We start from the raw sequence: 25,673 nt of genomic DNA on the forward strand, positions 1-25,673 counted from the left end.
CCGTGCAGACACCGTTGACCGAAGAGGACGCAGAAGTCTACGTAGCCGCAGTCTGTTTCAAGACAGGTCCTCCGGGGAAGGTAGGGGTCGAGGTGGAGCGCACGGTCCACCTCGATTCGGACCCCGCAGCGCAGGTCTCTGTTGCACAGGTGCGCGAGGCCGTGCGACTCGCGGCCACGCAGCTCCCCGGCGGCGGGGTGATCACCTTTGAACCCGGCGGCCAGCTCGAAATCAGCTCAGCGTGCGCGGAAGACCTTCCCGGCGTTATCGAGGCCACCCGCCGGGATCTCGCGTTCACCGCCGGCCTGCTGGAGGACGCGGGCCTCCGGTTCGGCGACCTCGCCCTGGACCCGCTCCGCAGCCCCCAACGAACGCTCGATCATCCCCGCTACGCCGCGATGGAGCAGCAGTTCAACCGGGCCGGTTCTGCAGGTCGGACCATGATGTGTTCCACCGCCTCCCTTCAGGTCTCCCTCGATGCCGGCTCACCCGGAACCGGCCCGCTCAGCGCCTACCACCGCTGGCGCCACCTGCATTCCCTGGCACCTCTGCTCACGGCCATGTTCGCGAATTCACCGTTCGTGAACGGCCGCCCGAGCGGCTGGCGCAGCGCCCGCCAGGCCGCCTGGCTCGCCATCGACAGCAGCCGGACGGCAGCGGCTTTCTCCGACGGCGAGCTCTCAGAGAACCCCCGGCAGGACTGGGCACGGTACGCGCTCGACGCGAAGGTTCTCTGCATAAGGCCCGACGACGACGGCGGCACCTGGCTCACACCCCGGGACCTCACGATGCGGGACTGGCTGCGCGGCGCGGGTCCGCGGGTGGTGACGCGTGAGGATCTCGATTACCACCTCACCACCCTGTTCCCGCCGGTCCGCCCGCGCGGGTTCCTCGAATTGCGGGTGATTGACTCCCAGGCCGGGGGTGACTGGGAGGTGGTGGCCGCCGTCGTCGTCGCACTGATGGAGGATCCCCAAGCCGCTGCCCTGTCAGCGGAGGCGTGCCGCGATCTTCCCCCGCTGCGCACGGCCGCCTGCGAGGGGTTGTCCAACCCCGATCTCGCCCAGGCGGCACGGGCCTGCGCCGACGCGGTCTGGGACGCACTGCCCCGGCTCGGCGCAGATCCGGAAACGAGGGCGCGCGTAGCCACATTCATTGAGCGCTACACAGCCCGCGGTCTCAGCCCGGCCGATGCCTGCCTTGCCGAATGGCGGCGCACCGGGCACATCCCGACGTTCGCACAAGGCCTGGAAGGAGCCTCTCCATGACCACCACAGCTGAACCCCTGGGCAGCGGGAATTTGCGGGCGGAACTGGCCGATCGGCTGGAGCGCGCCCGGAACCGGACGCTCGCGCTGACCGATTACGACGACGGCGAGCTGGTGAAGCAGCATTCGCCCCTGATGTCGCCGCTGGTTTGGGACCTCGCGCACGTGGGCAGCCAGGAGGAGTTGTGGCTGGTGCGTGATGTCGGCGGCCGGCCGCCGCTACGCTGCGAGATCGACGAGATGTATGACGCCTTCCAGCATTCCCGGAGTACGCGTCCCAGCCTTCCGCTGCTCTCGCCCACCGAGTCGCGGCAGTACATCGCGGAAGTGCGGGACAAGGCGCTGGACATCTTGGACCGCACGCCGCTGGAGGGCAAGCCGCTGCTGGAAAACGGGTTCGCATTCGGAATGATCGTCCAGCACGAGCAGCAGCATGCCGAGACGATGCTTGCCACCCACCAGCTCCGCGACGGCGAACGCATCCTCCCGGAGACTCCGCTTTTGGATGTCGGCCCGAGGCAGCAGCTGCCCGCGGAGGTGCTGGTGCCTGCCGGACCGTTCACCATGGGCACCTCGATCGAACCCTGGGCGCTCGATAATGAACGACCCGCGCACGCTGTGGACCTGGCCGCATACTGGATCGATACCGCGCCCGTGACCAACGGTGAGTACCAGCAGTTCATGGAGGCCGGCGGGTACGACAACGCCGCATGGTGGCACCCGGACGGTTGGCAGCACCGGAACGAGACCGGCCTGCACGCGCCGAAGTACTGGCACCGAACGGATGGCAACTGGGCCCGGAAGCGGTTCGGCGCCGTCGAGCCCGTTCCGGCAGACGAGCCCGTGCAGCACGTGTGTTGGTACGAAGCGGACGCCTACGCCCGCTGGGCGGGCCGGCGCCTGCCCAGCGAAGCCGAGTGGGAGAAGGCCGCGCGCTACGACCCCGGCAGTGGGCGTTCCCGCCGGTACCCGTGGGGCGATGAGGATCCGGCTCCGGAGCACGCGAACCTCGGGGGAGCTGCGCTGCGCCCGGCTCCGGCCTGTTCCTATCCCGACGGCGCGTCGGCTCTCGGCGTCCGCCAGCTCATCGGCGACGTGTGGGAGTGGGTCTCCAGCGACTTCGAGCCGTACCCCGGCTTCAACGTCTTCCCCTATGAGGAGTACAGTCAGGTCTTCTTCGGCCCCGACTACAAGGTGCTGCGCGGCGGCTCCTGGGCCACCGACCCGGCGGCCGCCCGGGCGACCTTCCGCAACTGGGACTACCCCATCCGCCGGCAGATCTTCGCGGGGTTCCGGACCGCACGCGACGCCTCCCTGTCAGAGTCGGCGTAGCGTGTGCCGCCACCTGGCGTTCCTGGGGCCGCCGACGTCGCTCGCCGCCCTCCTTCTCGCCCCCGAGCATGGGCTGCTCAGGCAGTCCTGGGCGCCGCGGGAACAACGGTTCGGAACAGTCAACGCCGACGGATTCGGTGTTGGCTGGTATGCGGCGGGCGACCCACGTCCCGCCCGCTACCGCCGTGCGGTGCCGATGTGGGCGGACCCTTCCTTCGCCGACGTCGCCAGGGTCACGACGACGACGGCGGCACTCGCGGCGGTGCGGTCGGCCACCGTGGGAACAACCCAGGACGTATCAGCCTCCGCACCGTACACGGACGGTAAGTGGCTCTTCAGCCACAACGGGAGGATTCACGGCTGGCCGTCGGCCGTCGAGCCGCTCGTCGACGCCATTCCCGCCTCGCGGCTCCTGACGATGGAGGCACATGTTGATTCGGCGTTGGTCTGGGCACTGGTGCTCGAGGCGCTCGCTGCCGGTGAGAGTCCCGACACGGCGCTCGCCGGAACCGTTCGCAAAGTGCTGGCCCACGCCGAGGCGCGGGTGAACCTGCTTCTGACGGATGGGCACACCATCACGGCGACTGCCGCGGGGGACACGCTCTACTGGCGCTCGGGCCCGGACGGGGTACTTGTGGCCAGCGAACCGTCCGACGACGGCCCGGGATGGAACAGCGTGCCGGACAATTCCGTGCTTACGGCGACTGCGGACGGTGTTGACGTCCGGCCGCTGTGAATCAAGCCAAGGAGTTGCAGAACTGCGCCTTGCAGGGGCGCTCTTATGTGCGAGAGGTGTCCCGTTTATGGTCCCTTCACCGGTCTGCCCATACGGGACGGTCTCAGGCGGCACTGAGTCCATGGTGCCTGTGGCCTTCGGTGCTGTGCGGCGGCGTTTTCAGGACGCTTCATGGCGTTCCTTGGTTGAGTTCGGTCGCTTGCCTGTGGGCGGGTCATGAGTCGCGAAGGAGTTCGAGGATCGCGAGTACGCGCCGGTTGTACGTCGTGCCATGGGGGAGGTCGAGCTTGGTGAAGATCGAGTTGATGTGTTTCTCAACGGCGCTTTGGGTGACGAAGAGCTCTTGGCGCATGGAGGCGTTGGTGTGCCCCTGGGCCATGAGCGTCAGGACTTCACGTTCGCGTTCGGTGAGGCGTGAGATGGGTGAGTCTGCTGGTCCGGCAAGGAGCAGTTGGCGGATGACCTCTTGGTCGAACGCGGTTCCGCCGTCACCAACACGTTCGATCGCTTCGAGGAAAGCGGCAATGTCGGAGACACGATCCTTGAGCAAGTAGCCCACTCCGCCGGCGCCGGTGACTAGCTCTGTGGCGTGACGGCGCTCGACGTACTGGGAGAGAACCATCACGGCGACCTGTGGCCAGGTTGATCGGATCGTTAGCGCTGCGCGTATGCCCTCGTCGATGAAGTCGGGCGGCATCCGGACATCAACGATCACCAGCTGTGGTTGCCGCTCCGACACGGCTTCGATCAGTTCGCTGGCAGACCCGACCGCGTCGATGATTTCGTGGCCCTCGGCGACGAGGAGCTGGGCGATACCCTCGCGTAGCAGAGCGGAATCTTCGGCAATGGTTATGAGCACGATATGTCCACCCTGATAGTCGTTGGGCCACCGACGGGACTGTCGAGGTCGAACGTGCCGGAGAGTGCCGTGACGCGGGAGGTGATGCCGATGATTCCTTGCCCGGCTGGGTCCGCACCGCCCACGCCATCATCGCGTACCGTCATCGTCAGCCGTCCTCCTTGCCGGCGCACGGTGATGTCGATGCTGCGCGCTGCGGCATGTTTGACCACGTTCGTCACGGCCTCGCTGGCGACGAAATATGCGGCCGATTCGACGGATCTGGGGCATCGCTCTGTCAGGTCGAAGTCAAGCTCAATGGGCAGGTGCGTTCGCTCCCGGAGCGCTTCCAGGGCAGGGCCCAGCCCATCGCGGGCGAGCATTGCCGGATAGACGCGCCAGGACACGTCTCGGAGATCGTCGAGGATGTGCCGTGTCTCCGCAAGAGCACGCCGATAGAGGGTCGTTTGTTCTTCCAAGTCAGCCTGGCGTTCGGCTCGACCGAGCAAAATTGACAGTGCGACCACGCGCTGTTGTACGCCATCGTGAATGTCGCGCTCGATCCGACGTCGTTCGTCATCTATCGCGTCGACGACATCTGCCAGGGTCACGGTGAGCTGGGATACCCGGTTCTCGAGTACATCGTTCCCTGGTCTAGTGAACGCATTCCACAGCTTCGGTTCCAGCTGGGCGACAGCGATGACCCCCTGAACCGCGAGGAATAGAAGGGTCAAACCGGGCAGCACGAAGAACGCGAGGGTGCCATAGGTGACCTGACCGGCAGACGCATCGAAGAGCGGCACCGCATCGCCTGTCGTTGCCCCCACCGTGAGACTGACAGCCACAACGACGCCCGCCACAAGGAGTGCCAGGACCGTCCCTCCCAAAAGTCCAAGCAGCGATCGGATCGCGAGGTATCCGACGGCACCCCACTGTCGTGGTTCGCTGCGAAGTCGCCCGCCAATCAACACAGCGATCCGCCATTGCTCGAGGCGGACGATGAATTTCGTCGCGTCTCGCGAGAAGACCCCACCGAGAACCGCCAGTACATCAACGGGGATGAATGCCACCCCGAGCGTTACTCCCGCCAGCCTCGACGGGATCCGGTTGAACCTGCCGCGGCGCAGCACAGCCATCGGCAAGGACCGGTCTCGACTCATCTGGTCATCTTTTCACGCCGAACGCGGCGCGCCCGGAAGACGACAAAGAGAACAACCGCAGCGACGACCGAGACGATGACAACCTTTTGCAGCGTGTCGGCATACGGCTCGACGGCCGACCAGTTCTCGCCGAGGTAGAAGCCCGAGAGCACGAAGATCGAGTTCCAGATCAGGCTTCCGGCTGTGGTCAGAAGCGTGAAACGAACGACGTTCATCCGCTCGATGCCCGCGGGAATAGAGATCAGGCTTCGGAAGAGCGGAATCATCCGACCGAAGAACACCGCCTTGTAACCATGCCGATCGAACCACGCCTCAGCCTTATCGACATCGGACAACCTCATCAGCGGTACTCGAGCGATGATCCGACGCAGTCGGTCGCGGCCCAGCCACGCCCCAAGCCCGTACAGAGCGAGCGCACCCACGACCGATCCCAAGGTTGTCCACACGAGGACTTCAACCAGGGTGAAGCTGCCCCGACTCGCAGTGAATCCGGCCAACGGCAGAATTACCTCACTCGGGAGGGGAGGGAAGAGGTTCTCGAGCGCGATAGCCAGGCCGGCGCCGGGCCCCCCGAGCGTTTCCATGAGATCGACAGCCCAGCCGGCGATCCCAGTGAGTTCAGATGCAGAGTCAGTTGCAGCGGTTAGGTCCATACAAGCAACGTTAGAAGCGCGCTTCCACCACGTCAGTAGAGCAAACCACCCAGTGCGCGACGGTCCACCGCAGCATCCGCAGTGTGGAAATCCCCACCCCTCCGAACGCAGCGCTGCCACGCCGGTCCCTCACCCGGGCACGATCGAGCCCGCCGGAAACGATCTTTCTCGGCCCGTTGCGGATTCCTACAAGAGACCGAGCGTCGGATTACCGCAAGCGTCGAAGGAGCGGTTCGAGCCCGTCGATAGTGAGGCGTGCTGGTTTGTCAGCGTCGGGCGATTCGGCATCCTCCGTTTCGAGTTCACCTATCTCAACTTCGACGAGTTCACATTCGGCGAGAACATGTGCGCATTCTTCGAGCTGCGCGAGGGTCATTCCGTCCGCAACGGTGTAGTCGGTGGGCACTGTGCCTGGTTCGAGGAAGTCGCAATCGATGTGCACGTAGACCGGTCGGCCTGCGATGATCCGGCGTAGTTCGTCAGCCATGTGGGGTCCGACTGGAACGAGGCCGATTCGGGCGGTATCGATGAGTTCTTGCTCCGGCTGGTCAATGTCACGTGCACCGATAAGGATTGCGTTTCGCCCGGCAAGTCCACGGCCAAGTCCCGAGTCCCAGAGCCCGAGCGGTCCAGACAGTGCCAACCCGCCGAGGTACCCGGTTGTGGTGTTCTCAGGAGTATTGAGGTCGGCGTGCGCATCGAACCAGAGCATGACGGCATCAGGTCTGTGCTTTTTGCGATTATCGGCAAGGTGGCCTGAACTACCGCACATCGACTAAGCACCGTGATTGGACGGTAGCCGTCAGGAGCATGTCGTAGTGAGTTGCCATTTCGCGCAGCGCCGGGGTTGCCACCGCGAGCTCCTGGTCCCAACCCGTTGGCGACGTCGGCTGCGGCTCACCCGCGAGAGTGATTTCAGCGTCAAGACGGTGACTGAGGACGTCTGCGAGGAACGGGGCGGCAAGCATGGCACGGTCGTGACGGCCAGAATCGAAGGTTTCACACGGTCAGGGGTCATCGAAGCGTTTACGATTCGATTGAGCGATGAGATCGACAGGGATGCGATCCGAGCCATCACCCTCGTCCGAAGTGACCCCAGTGCGGGCAGAACGTAGTACGTGAGATGAAGATTTTCCCGAAGTCGAGCATCTTCATTCCACGCTCGGAACTTGGAATCTTGTTGTTCAACTGCACGTCGACGATGGCCGAGTTTGATGCCGCACGGAGCGCATTCGAGCCATCACCGGAGTGCGAGACACGGAGACAAACCTGCTCATAAACTCGCTCACCGGCCAATAGGTCAACGAGGCGCTCCACGACACCGCGGTCGCCGACGTCGACGTGCTGCGAACCGAGCTGGCCGGAGCCCTCGGACAGCACGGGCAGAGAGGGCCCGAAACCAATCGGGCCGTAATTTGGTTTCGATACGACACACGTTTGTGGTCACGTTAAGGCGCGCTGCGACAAGCCTGCCGCAATCGATCGTTCTTGGTGGAGTGGCGGTTCCGCGCTCCAGGCGGCTGCCGATAGCGGGCACCATAACCCGTTATCGGCAGCCGTTTATGGTGGTGCCACCTGTGAGGACCAGAAGGACTCAGTGCGAAGCCCGCATCCTCGAAAGAGAGTGGTGACGGACGAGGGTGGCAATTCCGACAAAGAGTGCGAGGACCGCCGCGGCTGCAGGAACGACAAGGGCGCGTTGATAGTCACCAAGCATCGCTGCGCCGTCGGTTCCCGCGACCAGCACGATCGTTGCTGCGGAGACCCCCAGCGCTGCGCCGAACTGAAAGCCCGTATAGACCACGCCACCGGCGACGCCGTGCGCCGCCTCATCGACACCCTCGACCGCAGCAGCGGTGAGAGGGCCGTAGATGAGGGCGAAGGCCAGGCCGAGGAGTAGCAGCGATGCCAGCAGATCAAAGAAGGTGGTCTCACCATCCAGACCCAGGGTCAGCGTGAATGCGACTGCGACCGCCAGGAGCCCGGCGAGCATCACAGGCACGTTGCCGAAGCGGTCTACGAGCCAGGGGGTCAGCCACGGCGCGATCACGACTTCCACGCCCATCGCCGCGAAGGCGAGGCCGGTTTCGAAGGGGCCCCATCCGAGAAGCTGTTGCAGGTACAAGGTGAGAAGGAATTGCCAGGAGAAGAACGCACCGATGAAGAGCAGGCCGACCAGCGACGTCCACGGCAACAATCCCTTGCCGAGCACACCCGGCGGGATGAGCGGGTCAGTTACTCGACGTTCGACCACGCCGAACAGGATGAACAGTGCCACACCCGCGATGAGGGCGCTGACGCCCAGGGCGTTACCCGGTTCCTCTCCGACAGTCACGATGCCGAAGACGAGAGTGACCATTGCGGCGGTGAGTGTGATTGCCCCGAAGAAGTCGAAACGGCCCGATGCGTCACGTGATCCTGCGGCTGGCTTGGGAATGGCGAGAAGCCCTGTGATCAGGAACACCGTTCCGATCACAGCCGGGGCGAAGAACACCCATCGCCACCCGACAGTTGTCAGAAGGCCGCCGACGACGACGCCAAGCAGGAAACCCGACGCGCCAATTGCGCCGTAGATAGCGAGAGCTTTGTTGCGGCGAGGGCCTTCCGCAAAGCTGGCGGTGAGTAGCCCAAACCCCGCGGGTGTCATGAATCCCGCTGTGGCTCCCGTGATGAAGCGCACGAGGATTAGCACCCACGACTCCTGCGCGAGTCCACCGAGCGCGGAAAAGATCACGAAGACGGCCAAGGCTATGAGGAATACGCGACGTCGGCCGAGTAGATCGGCCGCGCGGCCGCCGAGAATCATGAAGCCTGCGTAGGCCAGGACGTAGGCGCTGATGACCCAATGTGCGGACCCCTCAGCTAGCCCGATATCCGCCGCGATGCTCGGAACAGCGACGTTCAGCATGGCAATGTCGATGCCTTCGAGGAACAGCGCGCCAGTTACGACGGCAAGTACGCCCCACGCACTGGCAGGTGTCGCGGGAGCTGAACGCTCAGCTTGGATCTCGGTCACGAACGACTCCTTGGTAACGTATGCGGTTCTGAGTTACTTCTTGTAACCGATCCAAGTTTCAGTCATCATGAAGAGATGACACAAGTAGGCACTCTCACCTCACCCAGTCACGTTGAAGTAACCGAGTCGGCGTCCACTGAGTGTCGTGCCGGCCGCGACGCGTTCCAATGGGATTCGCGCGAGGACTGCGATGTCCGCCAGATTCTCGACCGGGTCGCAGACAAGTGGTCGTTGCTTGTCATTTCGCTTCTTGCAGAGAAGACCATGCGCTTCGGAGAGCTGGTGCGCGAGATTGACGGGGTGAGCAAGAAGATGCTGACAGTCACCCTCCGGAACCTTGAGCGTGATGGACTCATCCACCGCGAGATCTTCCCGGAGATTCCCCCGCGCGTCGAGTACCGACTGTCACCGCTTGGCAGGACGCTGCTCGGCACGATTCAGTCGCTCGTCGGTTGGGTCGAACAACATCAGGTACAGGTCGCTCAGGCCCGCGAGGCATTCGACGCAGGCAGCCGGCCGTAAACGACCGTTTCTGGCGCGATCGCGTATCGCCTCTGATTCGGGTAGCGCATGGAAAATGCTGTCCGCCTCCTTGCGCGCGTGCTCATCTGAGAACATGTCGGACCGAAGCGGCTGCTCAATCGCGCGTCACGCGAAGGAAAGATTCGAGTGTGGGAATCAGTGCAGAAGGTTTCGTCATCGGCGTCGCGTGATGCGCGCCGGGAATGGTCTCGTGTTCGGCTCCCGTGATAGACGCCAACTCCCGCGTCCCGCTCTGCATAAAGGGCGCACCTTTGCTTCCGACGAGCACGAGCGAGGGCGCACGGAGCGCCTTCCACCGGTCGGCTCTGAGAGGTTCACCATCTTGCAGCCCGACGCATAGACGAGTGTCATAAATCGTCGTCGGCGCCATCGCGACCATGGTCCGCCATGGCCCGATCATCGCCCGCATCGCCCAGATCATGAAGGGTGACGCACCGAGAGCAACACGGTGGAACTCGCGAACCGCGTCGGATGCACGACCATCTCGTACAAGCTCCTCGAGTCGTTCTGCGAGGTCTCTCGGCACGGCTGGACGCCGATCGTCCACTATCACCGGGGGCTCGTAGGTGATGAGACCGCCAACCTTCTCGGGCAGTGCGGCGGCCGCGTCCAATGCGAGGACCGCACCGGATGATGCGCCGAACAGCGCCGCATCACCCCCGTGCGCATCGATGAGCGCCTCGATGTCCTCGATCTCGCGAGCGACTGCCCAATCGCCGGTGTCCCCACTGTTCCCGCGGCCCCGCCGGTCGTAGTTCACGACGGTGTGAGTGGCGGAAAGCAGAGTACCCAGGCGGCGATTGTCTCGAAGCTCGGACAGCGCCTGCGCGACTAGTACGAGGACCGGCCCATCTCCGCAGCGTTCAAACGAAATATGCGTCCCGTCCGCGGACGTCACGCGGTGCACGGAGCGAGCAGAAGTATCGTTTTTCGTCATAACTGTGCCGTTCCTGTCGGGGTCTGTGTTGGTCTCAGCGACGCGTCATCGTGGATGCGTAGCCGCCGTCACCGGGGTAGACCCACGCCCCATCGAGCACGCGGTCATCGTTACTGAAAGTGCCGGTGAAGTAGGCCGGGCTGCCCTTGGCTCCAGCCCAGATCGTGAGAGTGTCGCCGTCCAGTTCGTATACGTAGTCGAGGGTGCTGCCCATCGAGTCGTAGAACCGGGAGACGACGTCCGCTTCGACGGGCTCACCGAAAGGGTGCAGTTGGCCGATGACTTCGATTCCCGTGATGGTCTGGCCGAACTGTTCCAGTTCGACGTGCTGCAGCAGGAAGAAGCGTCCTGGCATCCATTCGTACCGAATCACGCCCTCTGCTCCCCCCGACACCGTCCATTCGCCGACGAGTCGGTCAAGCACCGTGACCGCGCTGCTGGGCGTGGGCTGCTCACCGAGCCCGTAGGCGTCGATCTGCTCGGCCGTGGTGTTCTCCAGCGAGTTGTCATTCATCATGTGTCCTTTCGGTGGCGACCCGGCGCGGGTCACTTCACAGATACCTCGGAATCGAACCGCACAGATTGACATCCCTACGGAAAATCTTCGGAACCGATTCATGCGGACCCGGGTCGAGCGACGCAGACGAACGGAATGTCAAGGCCAGGCAACCGGCTCCGAGGTACCTGTGCAATGCGTTTTCCACGATCAGAGGAGCACACCGTGACCATGCACCACCCCGCACGTACCGTCGCCGACGGCGAGGGCGACGCCCGACGGCGGACGACGCGGTTCCTGTTGACCGCGGGTGCGATCGCCGGGCCGCTGTTCTACCTGTCCGCCATTGTGCAGATGGTGACCCGTCCCGGATTCGACCTTCGCGTACATCCGATCAGTCAACTCTCGACCGGGGATCTGGGCTGGATCCAGATGCTCACCTTCGCGATCACCGGACTCGGACTGGTGTGCCTGTCGATCGGTCACCGGCGGGTTGTCACCGGCGGTCTCGGTCGCGCCGCGATTCCTGTGCTCATCGCCACCGGTGGAATCGGTTTCATCGCCGCCGGCATCTTCACGCAGGACCCCGCATACGGATTCCCCATCGGGGTCGGAGACGGGCCCGCCACCGAAACCTCATGGCACGCTGTCGTTCATATGGCCGCTGCGATCGTCGCGTTCACGGCGCTGGCCGTAGCCGCCTTGATCGCCCTGGTGCGCGCGATCCGACGGCGTCGCCCACTCGCCGCGGTCGGCGACGGCGTCGTCGCCCTCGCACTGCTTGCCCCTGTCGTCCCCGACATTGCCAGCATCCAGGTCGCAATCACCGGGCTCTTCGCCTTCGGCTGGTGCACCATCACTGCCATCTCACTACTGAAGGCGCCTGCGGTCACTCGCTAGTCTGGACCCATCCAACCCAAGGAGAAGATGATCGTGAAATTCCTCATTCTCGGCTACACACCGAGCACGAGCTGGGATGCCACAACCGCAGATGCACCCACTGAGGATGCGCTTGCGGCATTCGCCGCGTACCAAGCGTTTGAAGCCGAGTTGCGCGCCAGCGGCGAGTTCGTCAGCACGGAAGGACTGGGACACCCGGCCGTCTCTACGACGGTGCGCAAGACCGAGGGGAACATCGTCATCACCGATGGTCCCTTCGCCGAGCTCAAGGAAGTACTTGCCTCATTCGCTGTCATCGAAGTGTCCGGATTGGAGCGCGCGAAGGACATCGTCGCACGAATGGTGGAGATGCTCGGCGAACCGATGGAGATCCGCCCCATCATGGGCGACGAGTTCGCGTGACCGGTCGCCCCGACGCGATCGAGCATCTGCTGCGCAGTGAAGCGCCGCAGGTGCTCGGCGCGCTGGTGCGCCGCTTCGGTCACTTCGACATCGCCGAAGAAGCAGTGCAGGACGCGTTGCTTGCCGCCAGCCAGCAATGGCGCACGGACACGCTCCCCGAGCACCCCCGATCATGGCTGATTCGGGTCGCTTACCGTCGGATGATCGACACGCTTCGAGCCGAGTCAGCCGACCGTCGGCGCGAAGAAGAGTACGTGACCGCCGAGTCGACCGTTCAGCCTCCCCGTTTGGGTTCCGCAGACCATGATGACAGCCTGAACCTCTTGCTGCTCTGTTGCCATCCCTCACTCTCCTCCGCGTCCCGCGTCGCCTTGACGCTGCGCGCCGTGGGCGGATTGACGACCGCGGAGATCGCCCATGCGTACGGTGTTACAGAACAGACCATGGCCGTGCGCATCAGTCGAGCGAAACAGCAGATCCGCAAGAGCGGTACGCGATTCGAGTTCGTCGATTCCGACGATCTCGCCGACCGCGTCTCGGCAGTCATGCGCGTGTTGTATCTGATCTTCAACGAGGGCTACACCGTGACCACGGGCGCGCAGCTCACGCGAACCGACCTGACCGCAGAGGCCATCCGTCTCGCACGGCTCCTCCACACCCTTCTACCCGACGACCCTGAGCCCGCAGGTCTTCTCGCTCTCATGCTGCTCATCGATTCGCGCCGCTCCACGCGAACCGCGGCGAACGGCGACCTCGTCCCCCTGGCCGAACAGGACCGTGCCCGGTGGGACCGAGCCATGATCCACGAGGGATCAGCACTGATTCGCACCGCGTGGTCTCTCGGAAACGTCGGAACATACCAGCTGCAGGCCGCTATCGCCGCCGTTCACGCATCCGCCCCCGCAGCCGAGGCAACTGACTGGAAGCAGATCGCAGCTCTCTATCTCGCGCTCGAACAGGTCGAGCCCAGCGGGCCTGTCATGCTCGCACGGGTCGTCGCCGTAGCTCACGCCTTCGGCCCGACTCGCGCCAACGCGCTGCTGAAACAGCTGGACCGCAAACACGAACTTCTCCAGCACCCACTGACCAGGCATCGAGCACACGCGATCCGTGCGCACCTCAGCGAAGCGGAGGGAGACGCACCAGCCGCCCGAGCAGACTTCCTCGCTGCAGCCCAGATGACACGGAACGAACCCGAATCCCGCTATCTGTCCAGGAAAGCGGATGGCGGCGTGAGACCTCCCCATCTTCGTGGAACCGACGAGAGAAGCGGCACCACTAACGGGACGTGACGAGATCCCTCGCGCGGGCGGTTCGGTCGGTACCGCGAACGGACGAAAGTAGTCTGCAGACGTGGAGCACCAGGTGATCGACCTCAGCGGCGGGATCCGCACCGCCGTCTACGGGGTGAGCCTCCCGCGTCTGCCATGGTACTGCTGCACGCCCGCGGTGACCGCGCCGACGACTGGACCGCTACAAAGCGATCAACTCCACACATGGTGCCGGTCAGGATGGGGTTTGACCGGTGAGGGTTGGTCTCACGGGACGCAGGATAGCCAGCATAAGCAAATATGTTCCCTTCTTCACCCGTCACAATCCGCTACCTCGGGACACTTACTCGGTGGAGGTGTGTAGTGAAATCACGCGAGACACAAGTATTAATGGCGACTGACGAAGAATTGGTGAAAAGACTGGATCGAGGGGACCAGGCAGCATTTGCTGAACTTCTCGACAGGCACTCCGGCACCGTGTATCGGTACGCCTGGGGACTGGCCGAGGCACGCGACGAGGTACCCGAGATCGTGCAAGAGACCAAACGATCCGCCCGGCTATCGGAAGACACCGCCACTCTGTGGTGCTACCGCGGTAGGATATTGGTATGAAACTCAGCGTCAGTCTGCCGGATGAGGACGTGGCAATCCTCGACGAGTTCGCCCGCTCAACGGGCCTTCCATCGAGATCGGCCGCGTTACATCACGCCGTCGGAATGCTGCGCCTTCCCGAGCTGGAGCGGGACTATGAGGCCGCGTGGGATGACTGGGAAGCATCAGGCGATCACGCGACGTGGGATGCGACCGCGGCTGACGGGGTCGCCGATGCTGCGCGGTGAGATCCGGCTGGCCGACCTGGACCCCGTCCGCGGAAGCGAAGCCAGCAAGCGACGCCCCGTTGTAATTGTTAGCAACGATCGTGCAAACTCGGTCGCTGCACGGCTCGGCCGCGGGGTGATCACAATCGTACCGATCACCAGCAACATCGACCGGATTTTTCCCTTTCAGGCGCTGTTGTCGGCAGTCGCGACCGGGTTGCGGCAGGATTCGAAGGCTCAGGCCGAGCAGGTCCGCTCGATCGCGGTCGAGCGGCTGGGTGCCGCTCTTGGGCAGGTTCCAGTCGGCGTCATGGCACAGCTCGACGATGCTCTGCGACTGCACTTACAGCTGTAGCGCGGAAGCCGTCCCGGTGAAGGATCCTCTAACGGGCAAGCTAGTGGCGGAGGCGGAAGGCTTACAACTTGGCCCACGTCAGTGTCGGTCAGGGATCAATTACCGAACTTTTCCGTCATGGCGGCGAAGAACGTCCTTGAAGATGCTATTGCGCGGTGATTGCAGCCGCAACGAGTTCGACTGCGACGTCCGGAGTCACTGACGCGTCAAGCCTTATTTCATCGACGAAGTCGAGCGTCTGCCACCCGTGATACCACTCAGCCATGTCATCTGGAGAGAACTCTGTACGCTCCGGTCGCTCGGCGTGCCGTCTTACCGTCTCCTCGAACTCCAGGTCCCACGCGAAGAAGTGAGCGTTGGATGCGCGCCGGCTGAGGCGTTCCAGCATGCGCTGGTATCGGCCCGCACTGAGTATCCCCTCGACCACCACAGCGAGGCCGCGATCCAGGCCCCAAGCCGCGATCACCTCGATCAACTCAGAATTGACGGCGCCGGCCAAATCGCGTTCTCTCAACATGTCGCGCCGAACCCGGTCTTGAGCTACAACGAGGCATGCTCCACGGTCGAATCGCCGCTGCAGCATTCTCGCCACGGTCGATTTCCCCGAGCCCGAGTTTCCGCGCAGAACAACCAGCGTTCCCATTGCACCCACCGTGTCAGTATGCCCGATCACCAGGTGCCAACTCCAAGCAGACCCCCCGTAAGCCAATCGGCGATCGGGACGACGGGCACAAGTGTCATGAGGATCCCTATGGGAGGATCTTGGAATGCCAACAGTGGAACTACTAACCGCGCGGCTGGTCCTGACTCAACCCCGACCTGAAGACGCGGACGGCGTCCTGGAGGTGCTCAGCGATCCCCGGGCCGTAGAACACAACCCGTCGGATCGGGTAGATAACCTTGAGTTGGCGGACGCCTTGGTTGCCCGCTGGAGTCAGCACTGAGAGGATCACGGCTTCGGCTACTGGTGCGCCTTTGAGCTCGGCTCGAGCGAGCTAGCTGGCATCTGTGGCATTAAACGCATGACCGTTCACGAGCAACCTGTGCTGAACTTGCTGTACCGGCTTCGGCCGGAACTCTGGGGTCGGGGCTATGCCACAGAAGCGGCCACGGCTGTCCTGGCCTGGGCGCGCGAGCAGGAACCCGGGCAAACGGTCCTGGCGCGCGTTCGACCCAAGAACGTCGCGAGTCAGCGTGTCGCCACGAAGCTCGGCCTTCACAGAGAAGCGGAACTCGATGACATGGGCGATGACGGCTTGGACTGGGCGTTCACGAACCGTTGATCAGAGCCTGTCCCACACGGACCCCACTGTTCGTAGTGCTCGTGCAGAGAGACGCCTACTGACTACTGGCCCCGGCTTGCTGAACTTGAAACGAGCCGGAGGGAACTCGTACGCACCGTTCTGGCTATCGAGCACGCTCCATTACTGTTCGTCACCGTCCTGAATATGGTCGTAGGATGCCGAAGTTAGAGCAACGGCCACAATGTGCTTGCAAAACAACTGGCTATCGCTTGTACAGGTGCATGACCATGAGAGGCCGTGCTCACCGACCCAGAGGTCGACGCGTCGGCTTTGGGTTGCGCTTTGGCCACCGCCGACTCGGGCTTGAATCCGATCCACATCGGCAGCAAGCACCTGCACCGCGCCGTCCTCAGCCAACTCACGCCCCAATCGGATGTTCGATGGGGTTGCAAGGTCTTCGACGGCTTTGGAACTGGCCAATTCAACGAGTGAACCCATGAGCCATTTTCTCATAGCAGGGTCTAGCCAGACCTGTGCAGACCGGGATGCCTAGCGATTGGTCCGCTGGAGTTGCGTGAGCACCTCAACGAGCCGGTCGATCTCCGCCTCAGTATTGAAGCAGTGCACCGAGGCCCGGACGGCTGTCGGTTCGTCCTCCAAGGTGGCGGAGAGGACGGCGTCGGGCGTTGACGGCGGAAGCTGGACCATCGACACATTGATGCGCTCGAGTGCAAGGTGCTGCTGGACCTGAGCGGGTGTCTTATTCCGTACAGAGAACGTCATGATGCCGTGCTCGGGCTCGGTGTGGAGTTCGACGCCCGGAAGTTCCGCCAGTCGGGCGTACATGATGCCGGCGAGCTTCAGGATCCGGTCCTGGATGACTTCAACGCCGAGCTCCAACGCATAGTCTACGGCCCGTCCCAGCCCGAGCCTGCCAGCCATACTCGCTTCCCGGCTTTCGAGCGGTCTTGCTTCTAAACCCGGCAGGTCCAGATTCACGTAGGCGAACGCCGTTCCTCGCGGCCCCCGGAGGAACTTCCGTCCGGTACCGACGAGGATGTCGCATTTCAGCTCAGCCACGTTCAATGGCATCTGCCCGACCGACTGGCAGGCGTCCAGCACCAAGGACACGCCCGCGTCCCGGCACAACGAACCGAACTCAGCGGCGGGGTTCACCGGTCCACCGGGCATCGGCACATGCGTCAGCGCTACCAGGCCGACGTCGCCCGTGGCCAGCTCCTGCTGGAGGTGAGCGACGCTCGGCCTGCCGCCGTCGTCGTCCTCCAGGACCGTCAACTGCAGGTTGCGTTGCCGCGCGAGCCGGCGCAGGGCGAGAACGTTGCCGGCATACTCCGTCCGCGCCAGCAGAACGCGGGGAGCGGTCAGCGAAAGCGCGGATATAGCCGCGGCCCACGCGTTGGATCCGCTCTCCGTCAAGGCAATGTCCCCAGGGTTTGCCCCGATCAGCTGGGCGAGAGAGACGCGCACCCGGTCAAGGTTCGGCGCGGCCGCCGCCGCTGCCTCGTAACCGCCGATTTCCTCTTCCCGCCGAAGATGCCCGACGACGGCATCCGTCACCTGCCGAGGCATCAGCGAGCTGCCGGCGTTGTTGAAGTGGGTGACCTTCCCTGCGCCGCCGGTATCCGCGCGCAGTTGGGTGACATTGAGTGGCATGGAACCATCGTGTCATTCGACGGCGGTGGGTTGGAACGACATGGCATCATCGAAACATGAGTCCGAAGAGCCGAACACGAAAGCCCAAGTCCGCGGCCAAGGACAAGCGTCGCCCGAGCGGTCCTCCTGCCAACCCGTTCGCCGAGCTGTACCGCAGCATGGCACCGCGAGTCGCTGAGTATGTTGACCACACGTCGTCGCGGTGGAACGAGGAGTTGCTCTCTGACCTGTACTCGGCCATGCACGAATCGACGAACCTCGGTCCCGGAATCAACACCCGCATGTTCAGCGACTGGGTCCGCTACGTTGAACGACAGCGTGAAAGGCCCGCTGCGGCGATGCTGTGGGCCATGGCTCAGGTTGCCGACGCACCGGCGGATGCGGAGGCAGCCGCGGCCGCGCAGCGTCTGGAGGACGCCGGCGTCGAAGCTCCCGCATGGCTTGCACCGCTGCGCAAGCTCGAAGCCACCGCGGCCTGGAAGCTGACGGACGTTTTCGGCGATTTCGTCGAGTTGATCATTGAGTTCCGTACGGGGCGGCGCAAACACGGGATCTGGATCAGCATCGACACCAACCATATGGGTGGCTACGCCACGGACCTGAGAGTCGATGACAGTGCGCGGGGACTGGTAAAGAGCGCTGAGAGCTTCCTGACCGAATTGGGCACGCCGGTGCGCGTCGAGTCGCTGGCGCTGAGCGAGGCGCGGCGCCTGGGAATTGCAGCCATCGAGACAACTGACATCACGAGCGACCCCGATATAGGTCCAGATTATGAGTCGCGGAGAGCGTTCATCCTAAGCCGGCTGCTCGCGATCCCGGGAGGCGACGTCGTCGAACTCGACCATTACCGCACGCTGAGCGAAGCCGAGGAAGCCGCCGAGACTGAAAGGATCGAAGCGGAGGACGAACGCCTCATTGCCCAGTTCATGACTTACGTCCAACAAAATCCTGCGCATCCGGAGTCCCTGGACGTCGAGGAACCATTCTCCCGGCTCGCTGATCTTGCGCTGATGTACGGAAGAAATTACGACGACGGCCGTCTGACCCGGGTGAGTCCCGACAAGATCAGAAACTTCGCAGGGTGGTTCCTTCCCCGAAAGTTTCTGCTCGACGACGCCGACAAGGAAGCGCTCCCGCACTTCCTCGACGCCTGGATCAGCTGGTGTGCCATCCAGCAGGGACTGCCGGAATCCGCCGTCGAGGACGTGGTCTATCTTGCGGGCGCAACGCTTAAGAGTGTGGACGAAGCGATCGAAAGCGGCGAGGACCTTTCTTCACCCGGTGCGGCCTTCCTCGAGGGCGTGGATATCGAAACCCTCGACGATGCGAACGAGGTCATCGCACGTCGGCAGCTCGCCATGCCCTACTACGGCACCCGGATCGGCAGCGAGGACTATCCGAGGCTCAACCCGAACCGACCGGACGAATTGCGGTTGCTGGTGCTCGGCGAGCTGCCGGACCTGCACGGCGTGGGTAAGAAGGAATATCCGCGAAATGCCGAACCGGATGGCACACCTGTCTGGCATGGGGCCTTGCGTGAGTTGGTGGTTTCACAGCTCTGGCATGAGGATCCGCCCCAGGTGTGGGAGGCGGCCCAGCGGCTGCAGGCCCAAGGGTTGGACCGGCCGGCGATCCTTGATCTTCTACAGGCTGCGCTCGCCGGTCACGTTGACGCGGCAAAACTTCGGCCGTTGACCGATGGGACCAGCACCGATGCGGTTCAGCTAACGGGATACATCGCGACCCTCAACGCCGTCAGCGCCGGAAACCGCAAGGGTGGCCACCTTAGGCCGGTGTAGAGCCGTCTCAGCCGAACTGAAGTTCGCCGTCCTTGTAGACCTGCCCGATCATGGTGCGAAGCTGCGGCAGCTGACCGGCTGATTCCAGCAGCCCATCGAGCACGACGGCGTCTGCGAGGTAACCCGGCGCCAGTCTGCCCACCGAGTTCTCCGGCGCAATCAGCTCGCCGGCAACGGACGTGGTGGCGGCCAGTACCTGCTCCAGGTTCATGCCCGCATCGGCCATCAGGGCAAGTTCCTCAAGATTCTCTCCGTGGACACCCACTCCGGAGTCGGTTCCCATGGCAATCTTCACGCCGGCCTCGACGGCGCGTGCCACGGAACGGCTATGGTCCTCAGCCACTCGCTTTGCCTTCTCGATCACCTGCGGGGGAAGTCCACTGGTGCCGGATTCGCCCTTGCGGATGACCGCACGGGGCGCCGCGAGGGTGGGCACCAGATAGGCGTTGGTGTCCAGGAAGAGTTGGATCGCCTCGTCGGTGAGGTAGATGCCGTGCTCAATGCTCCGTACGCCTGCCCGTAGAGCGTTGACGATTCCGGCTGTTCCCTGTGCATGCGCCATCACATACTTGCCCTGCAGCTCAGCTTCTTCGACGATGACTGCGATCTCAGCCGCAGTGAACTGCGAGTGCCGCGGGTCAGTGGAAGGGGAGAGGACACCGCCCGTGGAGCAGATCTTGATCTGGTCAGCACCCGCCCGCAGCAGCTGGCGGGTGACCTTACGGACTTCCTCGACGCCGTCGGCAATTCCACTGGGCCGTCCGGGATGCGGTCCCAAGGCTGGGGAATCGATCCCCGACGGTAGCCAGAAATCACCGTGCCCGCCGGTCTGCGACATGATGCTGATCGCAAGCCGAAGCCGTGGTCCCCTGATCAGCCCGCGCTCGATGGCCTCCCTGGCACCGAGGTCTGCCCCACCGGCGTCGCGCGCCGTGGTGATGCCGGCGCGCAGGGTGGCTTCCAGGTTGCGTACGGATTCGTAGAACTGCAGCGAAAACGGTTCGGCCACGGCTTGGATGGAGCCCGGATTGGAGGTGGTTGCGTGAATGTGCAGGTCGATCAGCCCCGGAAGCACGGTTCGCCCTGAACAGTCCACCACTGTTGCGCCGGCATAGTCCGGTGAACTCCCCGCGCCCGCACCCACCGCCTCGATGGCGTTACCGCGGAAGACGACTTCGGTGGGCCCGGGAAGGAACCGTTCGCCGTCGAACACATGGCCGTTCCGGAATACGGTAAGGGTTGAAGTCATTCACCCCACAGTAATCACGGGGCGCATTCCACGCACCCACCGGTTGATACGCTCACTCGCATGGAAGCTGGTTCCAAACGGAACGTGACGTCATCGACCTGAACGTTCTTCTTGCGCTCGCCGGTGCTACGGTCCTGATCGGTCTGGGCGCCCTGCTGCGGCACCGCTTCATTCCTGCCCCGGAGTTCTGGTCGGGGTTGGAGAAGTTGACCTACTTCGTCCTGCTGCCGTCCCTCCTGGTGACCGGCCTGGCCGGCGCGGACTTCGCGGCCATCGATCCCGGGCCGGTTGTCCTGGTGCTCGCGGCCTCCTGCACCTTCTCGATACTCCTCGCCTACGCTGCCCGACGCCCCGCCACCGGCCGCGACGGGCCAGCCTTCACCTCCGTGTTCCAGGGCACCGTCCGCTTCAACACCTACATAGGGGTGACGACGGCGGCAGCCCTCTTCGGATCGGACGGCATCGCCATGGCGGCCCTCGCCAACGCCGTCCTGGTACCGCTGGGCAACCTCGCCTCGACCATCGCGCTCGCCCACTACGGGCACCACAGGCTGCGGGGCACCGCCGTCGTGCAGGCTGTGTTCCTCAACCCGCTCATCCTGGCGTGCGCAATCGGTCTCGCTGCGAATCTCCTCGGCTCAGCGCGCATTCTTGAAGGTCTCCTGAATTCGCCGGTCCCGGCCGGTGTGGTGCAGTTCCTCGCGGCCGTGCTCGGCCTATTGGGTGGAGCGGCGCTTCCAGCCGGGTTGTTCTGCGTTGGTGCCGGGCTCCGCGGACAGCCACTTGACCGCCGGTCGCTTCGCCCGGTCATCACGGCCATACTGCTGCGGTTCTTTCCAGTGCCGGCGGCGACCCTGCTGCTGTGTCTCCTGCTCGGATTCACCGGGCCGGCCGCCGTCGTCTGCGTGGTTTATCAGGCACTGCCTACCGCGACCAGCTCGTACGTTTTCGCGCGGCGGTTAGGCGGCGACTCCGCTCTGATGGCGCAGATCACCGCTGCGCAGACGGTCCTCTCGGCCGTGGTGCTGCCGGCGTGGATCCTCATCGCGCTGACGGTGCTGATGTAACGGGTGCTTCAGCCCTCGTTCCACGGGTTGAATACGTCCACTGGCAGATCATCGAAATCGGTTGTATTTCGGGTGACCACGATCAAGTCATGACACAGGGCGGTAGCGGCCAGCAACGTATCCGTCATGGGCCTGGGCCGGTCTGCGCTCAGCTGTCCCCAGAGGACTGCGATGTCTTTGTCGACGCTAAGGATGTTCTCGGCATACTGGTCCGCAAGGTTACGCACCCACTGCTTCAGAAGTAGCCGACTTGGGTCTTCGCCGAGCTTGGAGATGCCTTTGTGAAGTTCACCGATGGTCAGGACAGATAAGTAGATATTGTGGTCCGAGATTGATCGCAGATAGCTTTCGACTGCCGGGTCCGGCTGCGGCTTGCGACCTTCCGAAACTACATTGGTGTCGAGAAGGAAACCGCGGCTCACAGCGAAATCTCACGCCCATGGTCCTGACTGCGCTCCAGGTCCAGGTCGATGTCAATACTGCTGTTGAGCAGGTAATCGACGAGCGTTGGTCTTGAACTGCGGAGCCGGTCGTATTCTGCTTTACCGATCACCACGGCAACACTGCGCCCGTGGCGCGTGATGGATTGCGGTCCTTCGGTCACAGCATGCGCAATCAGTTCGCTGAACCTGGCCTTCGCGTCCTGGGTCTGCCAGTTTCTCATTTCGGCCTCCTCTGATCTGACTAGATTGAGTATAGCCTGACTATAAATGTGTGGTCCATCTCGCCAGAAGGCTTTAGGATCGAAACCATGGGCACTTCCGAAGGCACCGAGCTGGTCACACTCACTGACATCGAGGCGGCGGCTGAGCGAATCAGCGACCTCGTCCTGCGAACGCCGCTCATCCAGCTCCCGCATCCACAGCACCCGGACGAAATCCTGCACTGCAAGGCCGAGTCACTCCAGCCCACCAGCGCCTTCAAGCTGCGCGGCGCGTACAATACCATCGCCCAGGTGCTCGATCAGGCACGCGAGAGCGGGATCGTGGCGCAATCGTCAGGCAACCACGCCCGGGCGGTGGCGTGGCTGGCGCACCGGCTTGGACTGCACGCCGTCATCGTCATGCCCGACGCCGCACCCCTACCCAAGATCGACGCCGTCCGTGCGCTTGGCGCCGACGTTGAAATAGTTCCCTCCGCACTCCGCGACATCCGCGCACACGAACTCGCCGAGCAGCACGGCTACGTCCACGTTCCGCCCTATGATGATCTGCGCATCATTGCCGGACAGGGAACCGTGGGCCTCGAAATCATGCAGCAGTTGCCGGATGTAGACACGGTTCTGGTTCCCGTGTCCGGCGGCGGGCTGATCTCCGGCGTTGCCACAGCGGTGAAGGCCCTGAAGCCCGAAACGCGGGTGATCGCCGTCGAGCCCGAACTCGCCGCGGACGCCGCTCAGAGTTTCCGCGAAGGCCGCCGCATCACCTGGGAGCAGGAACTCACGTACCGTACGGTCGCGGACGGGCTGCGCACGCCCGCCCTCGGCGTGCATCCGTGGGAGCACTTCAAGCGCTACGTCGACGACGTCGTCACCGTCACCGAAGACCAGATCCTCGCCGCGATGCGCCACCTCAGCCTCGCCGGACGGCTGGTGGTCGAACCGTCCGGCGCGGTGGCGACGGCGGCGTGGATGCACAATATAGTTCCCTCGACAGGCACCGTTGCCGCCGTCGTCTCCGGTGGTTCAGTGGACCCGGCCCTCCTGGCGAAGGTGCTTCGCCAGGAGGTATAGCTCCTACGCCGCGACCCTGCCCAGGAACTTGCCGATCCGTGTTCGCAGGGCCGCTATCTGGCGGGTCACGACGACGGCGGGCTCCGGGTTGATCTCATTGGCCGGCGGTTCCCTCCGGACGTTCGCCGAGCAGATGAAGTCCGCGCAGATGAGCGTTCCGACCGTGTTGCCGTTGCGCCCCGACTTGCCGCCGCGCCGCGCGACCCAGAGCAGCACGTCTTCCTTCGAAAAGACGTCCCGGCACATCTCGCACAGCACGGTCCGGTTCTTCTTCGCACCACCCTCGGGTGCGCGGAGCAGTAAGCCGGTCAAGCCGTGCTCGGTCGGGACGATCACGTACGCGCGCAGCGGCATCTTCCCATCCCGCCACCCGAGGAAGTCAAGGTTCTCCCAGTCAAGGCTGTCGAAATTCGGTGGGAGGTTGAGCTTGGCAACCTCGGAGCGGGTCGCGTTGATGAACGACGAACGGATTTGGCGGTCACTGACTTTTTCCATGGGGGTGGTGCCTTTGCAGGTGGAGGAGTGTTCGGGGGGCATCGAAGTGCCGGCTCAACACGTGCATCAGCGTCCGGAACGGAGCGTTCAGGAAGTCTGGAAAGGGTGTGTTTACCAAGTCCGGAAACGGAGCGTCCCGGAAAATGAGGGCAGGGGAGTGCCCGGTGTGAGAGCCGGCTAAGCGGTTTCCTCACAGCAGGCCACGGCGGCCACCTCGCTCACCATGGCAGCGTTGACCGGTGCGGTCGACAGCATGTCCATACCCCTAAATCAATAGTTCCTGCGTGCATCTTCGCAGGAAACTGCGCCGAACAGCAAGGTGCTCACATAGGAATAAGGTGCGACCCTATGAGCCCACTGCTTTCGATCAGGCCGATTGAACCGCTCGCGACCCCCACGACGACGTCGAAAGCAGCATCAGTGGTGAAGTCGTGGCGAAATCCGTTCAGTCCAAGAAAGACGACCATGAGGGCCCATGCGGTTCTCTTGTTGCCATCGATCAGCGCATGGTGCTCACGCGTCTTCTAAGCGCTTCAACAACTCGGCATCGTGTGTACTTACAAATTGAAGAGAGGCGTTCACCATGTTGCGCCTGGCATGACGTTCGACTATGAGTTGGGCGCCCTGAAGAAGCAATGCGCTCTTCGACGTGTGGTTTTTCCGAACATCCATGGCCATACCACAATGGTACCGACAGGGAAGGGCGCGCGTTAGCCGCCCGTCTGCGCCTCAGCTGATCCACCCGAAACGCGGCCGCTCGACTTCTGCAACCGGTCAATGTGCTCAGACGCCTGCGCCTTCGTGATGTCAGCCGGGATCTCTTCGCCGGCTTCGCGCGCAAGGGTGTCCAGGTAGCTGCGCTGAGCATCGGTCATCGGTTCATCTCCGGTGACCCATTTCTCAGGGTCGCGGGTGAAGCCGTCCTGGGGCTCCGGCGTAGGGCTTCCCAGCGTTTCATCGTTCATGATCTGCTCCTTCGATAGTCGGTGTGCTAGATGGCTTCGGGCGGGAGAGCCTCGTGGTGGGCCCTGCCACGCGTGCGCCGGTCTTCCTTCATTTCGGCTTCGAAGAGGTGGCGTTTACCCTCAACGAGTTGATCCCGGGCACGCTTTTCCAGCGCCTTGAATTCGGCGTAATAGTGATCGTCGTAATCCTCGACTATCTGGAATGTCCAGCGCCCCTCGATCACGTTCCGGCCGATAATGTCCCGCTGAACCTCATCCGCCAGCTCCACGTGCCCGGCCTCGCGCAGCAGGTCCGCGGCTTCACCGAGGGCGAGGTCCGCCTTGCCGGTCAATCGGTGAAACCCGTACAGGTAACCCCGCGCATGCTCTGCAACTTCAAGGGCTTCCGAGAGCTTCCCCAGCGCCTCCACCGTCTTGTCCGATGCAGCGGCGGGCCGCTGGTGCGCGCTGTCCGGACCGCCCGATTCCGAGATAGTCATACTACTTACCATATACAGCGAGCATGCAGCATGTGGAGTGCGCCGGATGTGGAGTACGACGACGGCCCTTCCGACAGAACGCAACGCCGAGCTGTGCTGGGCCCGCTTGTCCGATCGATTAAGCCTGCACTGCAGGCAACGCATGGCGGATTCTGGGGGTCGTTGCAATACCTGCAGTGCAGGCATAATCTCGACACAGTCCCACCCTTGGGCCGGGTCCTTGACCCAGTGTCGTGGATCGTCAC

General features: G+C 63.5%; 31 protein-coding genes and 1 pseudogene. 14 read left to right on the top strand and 18 right to left on the bottom strand.

The window, feature by feature from the left end; translation table 11 throughout:
• Positions 1 to 2: 2 nt before the first annotated feature.
• From egtA to egtC, 3 genes are read left to right on the top strand one after another with little or no spacing between them, the layout of a single operon-like run.
• A complete protein-coding gene (egtA, locus tag ACX80C_RS14090) occupies positions 3 to 1,268 on the top strand; it encodes an ergothioneine biosynthesis glutamate--cysteine ligase EgtA (RefSeq protein ID WP_459327082.1) in 1,266 nt (421 codons plus the stop codon).
• Positions 1,265 to 2,599: an ergothioneine biosynthesis protein EgtB gene (gene egtB / locus ACX80C_RS14095; RefSeq protein ID WP_459327083.1), complete on the top strand. Its 1,335-nt coding sequence runs from the start codon at positions 1,265 to 1,267 to the stop codon at positions 2,597 to 2,599. Before egtA ends, egtB begins: the two co-directional genes overlap by 4 nt.
• A 1-nt stretch (position 2,600) precedes the next feature.
• Entirely contained in the window at positions 2,601 to 3,335 is a 735-nt protein-coding gene (gene egtC / locus ACX80C_RS14100) for an ergothioneine biosynthesis protein EgtC (protein ID WP_459327084.1), read from the top strand.
• A 214-nt stretch (positions 3,336 to 3,549) separates the two neighbouring features.
• Here the strand turns inward: egtC and ACX80C_RS14105 are convergent, their stop codons facing one another.
• The 7 genes from ACX80C_RS14105 to ACX80C_RS14135 form a co-directional block, all read right to left on the bottom strand.
• The gene (locus tag ACX80C_RS14105) at positions 3,550 to 4,194 is read right to left on the bottom strand and encodes a response regulator transcription factor (protein ID WP_459327085.1); all 645 of its coding nucleotides are present in this window, start codon (positions 4,192 to 4,194) and stop codon (positions 3,550 to 3,552) included.
• Complete coding sequence (locus ACX80C_RS14110) at positions 4,185 to 5,333, bottom strand: sensor histidine kinase (protein WP_459327086.1); 1,149 nt, start codon at positions 5,331 to 5,333, stop codon at positions 4,185 to 4,187. Before ACX80C_RS14110 ends, ACX80C_RS14105 begins: the two co-directional genes overlap by 10 nt.
• Positions 5,330 to 5,986, bottom strand: a complete 657-nt coding sequence (locus tag ACX80C_RS14115) for a DedA family protein (protein WP_459327087.1) — start codon at positions 5,984 to 5,986, stop codon at positions 5,330 to 5,332. Before ACX80C_RS14115 ends, ACX80C_RS14110 begins: the two co-directional genes overlap by 4 nt.
• 208 nt (positions 5,987 to 6,194) lie before the next feature.
• Positions 6,195 to 6,758: an arginase family protein gene (locus ACX80C_RS14120; RefSeq protein ID WP_459327088.1), complete on the bottom strand. Its 564-nt coding sequence runs from the start codon at positions 6,756 to 6,758 to the stop codon at positions 6,195 to 6,197.
• A complete protein-coding gene (locus tag ACX80C_RS14125; RefSeq protein ID WP_459327089.1) occupies positions 6,748 to 6,954 on the bottom strand; it encodes a hypothetical protein in 207 nt (68 codons plus the stop codon). The genes ACX80C_RS14120 and ACX80C_RS14125 overlap by 11 nt, the downstream gene beginning before the upstream one ends.
• Positions 6,955 to 7,060: 106 nt before the next feature.
• On the bottom strand, positions 7,061 to 7,366 hold the full coding sequence (locus tag ACX80C_RS14130) for a hypothetical protein (protein ID WP_459327090.1): 306 nt from the start codon (positions 7,364 to 7,366) through the stop codon (positions 7,061 to 7,063).
• Between the two features lie 214 nt (positions 7,367 to 7,580).
• Complete coding sequence (locus tag ACX80C_RS14135; RefSeq protein ID WP_459327091.1) at positions 7,581 to 9,002, bottom strand: MFS transporter; 1,422 nt, start codon at positions 9,000 to 9,002, stop codon at positions 7,581 to 7,583.
• Positions 9,003 to 9,077: 75 nt separating this feature from the next.
• Here ACX80C_RS14135 and ACX80C_RS14140 point away from each other — a divergent pair, with 75 nt between their 5' ends.
• Positions 9,078 to 9,524, top strand: a complete 447-nt coding sequence (locus ACX80C_RS14140; protein WP_459327092.1) for a winged helix-turn-helix transcriptional regulator — start codon at positions 9,078 to 9,080, stop codon at positions 9,522 to 9,524.
• A 115-nt stretch (positions 9,525 to 9,639) separates the two neighbouring features.
• Here ACX80C_RS14140 and ACX80C_RS14145 read toward each other — a convergent pair whose 3' ends face one another.
• A complete protein-coding gene (locus ACX80C_RS14145) occupies positions 9,640 to 10,482 on the bottom strand; it encodes an alpha/beta fold hydrolase (RefSeq protein WP_459327093.1) in 843 nt (280 codons plus the stop codon).
• A gap of 34 nt (positions 10,483 to 10,516) precedes the next feature.
• On the bottom strand, positions 10,517 to 10,999 hold the full coding sequence (locus ACX80C_RS14150) for a hypothetical protein (RefSeq protein WP_459327094.1): 483 nt from the start codon (positions 10,997 to 10,999) through the stop codon (positions 10,517 to 10,519).
• A 210-nt stretch (positions 11,000 to 11,209) separates the two neighbouring features.
• Between ACX80C_RS14150 and ACX80C_RS14155 the strand changes: the two genes are divergently transcribed.
• The 5 genes from ACX80C_RS14155 to ACX80C_RS14175 all read left to right on the top strand — a co-directional run bounded on the left by ACX80C_RS14155 (position 11,210) and on the right by ACX80C_RS14175 (position 14,724).
• Entirely contained in the window at positions 11,210 to 11,878 is a 669-nt protein-coding gene (locus ACX80C_RS14155) for a DUF998 domain-containing protein (RefSeq protein WP_459327126.1), read from the top strand.
• Between the two features lie 33 nt (positions 11,879 to 11,911).
• Positions 11,912 to 12,280 carry a YciI family protein gene (locus ACX80C_RS14160; protein ID WP_459327095.1) on the top strand — a complete coding sequence of 123 codons (369 nt, stop codon included), beginning with the start codon at positions 11,912 to 11,914 and terminating at the stop codon, positions 12,278 to 12,280.
• Positions 12,277 to 13,572 (top strand): RNA polymerase sigma factor, encoded by a 1,296-nt coding sequence (locus ACX80C_RS14165; RefSeq protein ID WP_459327096.1) that lies wholly within the window; start codon positions 12,277 to 12,279, stop codon positions 13,570 to 13,572. Before ACX80C_RS14160 ends, ACX80C_RS14165 begins: the two co-directional genes overlap by 4 nt.
• A gap of 587 nt (positions 13,573 to 14,159) precedes the next feature.
• The gene (locus tag ACX80C_RS14170; RefSeq protein WP_167991428.1) at positions 14,160 to 14,390 is read left to right on the top strand and encodes a ribbon-helix-helix domain-containing protein; all 231 of its coding nucleotides are present in this window, start codon (positions 14,160 to 14,162) and stop codon (positions 14,388 to 14,390) included.
• Positions 14,377 to 14,724 carry a type II toxin-antitoxin system PemK/MazF family toxin gene (locus ACX80C_RS14175; RefSeq protein WP_459327097.1) on the top strand — a complete coding sequence of 116 codons (348 nt, stop codon included), beginning with the start codon at positions 14,377 to 14,379 and terminating at the stop codon, positions 14,722 to 14,724. Before ACX80C_RS14170 ends, ACX80C_RS14175 begins: the two co-directional genes overlap by 14 nt.
• A gap of 145 nt (positions 14,725 to 14,869) precedes the next feature.
• On the opposite strand, the gene ACX80C_RS14180 is transcribed toward ACX80C_RS14175, so the two are convergent.
• Positions 14,870 to 15,367, bottom strand: a complete 498-nt coding sequence (locus ACX80C_RS14180) for an AAA family ATPase (protein WP_459327098.1) — start codon at positions 15,365 to 15,367, stop codon at positions 14,870 to 14,872.
• A 124-nt stretch (positions 15,368 to 15,491) separates the two neighbouring features.
• Between ACX80C_RS14180 and ACX80C_RS14185 the strand changes: the two genes are divergently transcribed.
• Together ACX80C_RS14185 and ACX80C_RS14190 are read left to right on the top strand one after the other, a co-directional pair.
• The gene (locus ACX80C_RS14185; protein WP_459327099.1) at positions 15,492 to 15,668 is read left to right on the top strand and encodes a GNAT family N-acetyltransferase; all 177 of its coding nucleotides are present in this window, start codon (positions 15,492 to 15,494) and stop codon (positions 15,666 to 15,668) included.
• A 15-nt stretch (positions 15,669 to 15,683) separates the two neighbouring features.
• Positions 15,684 to 16,007: pseudogene (locus tag ACX80C_RS14190) on the top strand (GNAT family N-acetyltransferase); the annotation flags it as partial.
• Between the two features lie 141 nt (positions 16,008 to 16,148).
• Here the strand turns inward: ACX80C_RS14190 and ACX80C_RS14195 are convergent.
• Both ACX80C_RS14195 and ACX80C_RS14200 read right to left on the bottom strand, forming a co-directional pair.
• A complete protein-coding gene (locus tag ACX80C_RS14195; RefSeq protein ID WP_459327100.1) occupies positions 16,149 to 16,466 on the bottom strand; it encodes an SWIM zinc finger family protein in 318 nt (105 codons plus the stop codon).
• Between the two features lie 51 nt (positions 16,467 to 16,517).
• A complete protein-coding gene (locus ACX80C_RS14200; protein WP_459327101.1) occupies positions 16,518 to 17,642 on the bottom strand; it encodes an aminotransferase class V-fold PLP-dependent enzyme in 1,125 nt (374 codons plus the stop codon).
• A gap of 56 nt (positions 17,643 to 17,698) precedes the next feature.
• On the opposite strand from ACX80C_RS14200, the gene ACX80C_RS14205 reads away from it, so the two are divergent.
• Positions 17,699 to 19,441, top strand: coding sequence for a hypothetical protein (locus tag ACX80C_RS14205; protein ID WP_459327102.1), 1,743 nt, complete (start codon positions 17,699 to 17,701; stop codon positions 19,439 to 19,441).
• 7 nt (positions 19,442 to 19,448) lie between these two features.
• Here the strand turns inward: ACX80C_RS14205 and ACX80C_RS14210 are convergent, their stop codons facing one another.
• Positions 19,449 to 20,690 (bottom strand): metal-dependent hydrolase family protein, encoded by a 1,242-nt coding sequence (locus ACX80C_RS14210; RefSeq protein ID WP_459327103.1) that lies wholly within the window; start codon positions 20,688 to 20,690, stop codon positions 19,449 to 19,451.
• 206 nt (positions 20,691 to 20,896) lie between these two features.
• Here ACX80C_RS14210 and ACX80C_RS14215 point away from each other — a divergent pair, with 206 nt between their 5' ends.
• Positions 20,897 to 21,757 (top strand): AEC family transporter, encoded by an 861-nt coding sequence (locus tag ACX80C_RS14215; RefSeq protein WP_459327104.1) that lies wholly within the window; start codon positions 20,897 to 20,899, stop codon positions 21,755 to 21,757.
• A gap of 8 nt (positions 21,758 to 21,765) precedes the next feature.
• Here ACX80C_RS14215 and ACX80C_RS14220 read toward each other — a convergent pair whose 3' ends face one another.
• Entirely contained in the window at positions 21,766 to 22,179 is a 414-nt protein-coding gene (locus ACX80C_RS14220) for a PIN domain-containing protein (RefSeq protein WP_459327105.1), read from the bottom strand.
• Positions 22,176 to 22,421: a type II toxin-antitoxin system Phd/YefM family antitoxin gene (locus tag ACX80C_RS14225; RefSeq protein ID WP_459327106.1), complete on the bottom strand. Its 246-nt coding sequence runs from the start codon at positions 22,419 to 22,421 to the stop codon at positions 22,176 to 22,178. Before ACX80C_RS14225 ends, ACX80C_RS14220 begins: the two co-directional genes overlap by 4 nt.
• Positions 22,422 to 22,508: 87 nt before the next feature.
• Between ACX80C_RS14225 and ACX80C_RS14230 the strand changes: the two genes are divergently transcribed.
• Positions 22,509 to 23,489 (top strand): threonine ammonia-lyase, encoded by a 981-nt coding sequence (locus tag ACX80C_RS14230; protein ID WP_459327107.1) that lies wholly within the window; start codon positions 22,509 to 22,511, stop codon positions 23,487 to 23,489.
• A gap of 3 nt (positions 23,490 to 23,492) precedes the next feature.
• On the opposite strand, the gene ACX80C_RS14235 is transcribed toward ACX80C_RS14230, so the two are convergent.
• The 3 genes from ACX80C_RS14235 to ACX80C_RS14245 form a co-directional block, all read right to left on the bottom strand.
• Positions 23,493 to 23,984: an FBP domain-containing protein gene (locus ACX80C_RS14235; protein WP_459327108.1), complete on the bottom strand. Its 492-nt coding sequence runs from the start codon at positions 23,982 to 23,984 to the stop codon at positions 23,493 to 23,495.
• Positions 23,985 to 24,694: 710 nt separating this feature from the next.
• Entirely contained in the window at positions 24,695 to 24,949 is a 255-nt protein-coding gene (locus ACX80C_RS14240; RefSeq protein ID WP_459327109.1) for a DUF3072 domain-containing protein, read from the bottom strand.
• A gap of 26 nt (positions 24,950 to 24,975) precedes the next feature.
• Positions 24,976 to 25,428, bottom strand: coding sequence for a hypothetical protein (locus ACX80C_RS14245; RefSeq protein WP_459327110.1), 453 nt, complete (start codon positions 25,426 to 25,428; stop codon positions 24,976 to 24,978).
• Positions 25,429 to 25,673 lie beyond the last annotated feature (245 nt).

It is taken from the genome of Arthrobacter tecti (assembly GCF_054511355.1).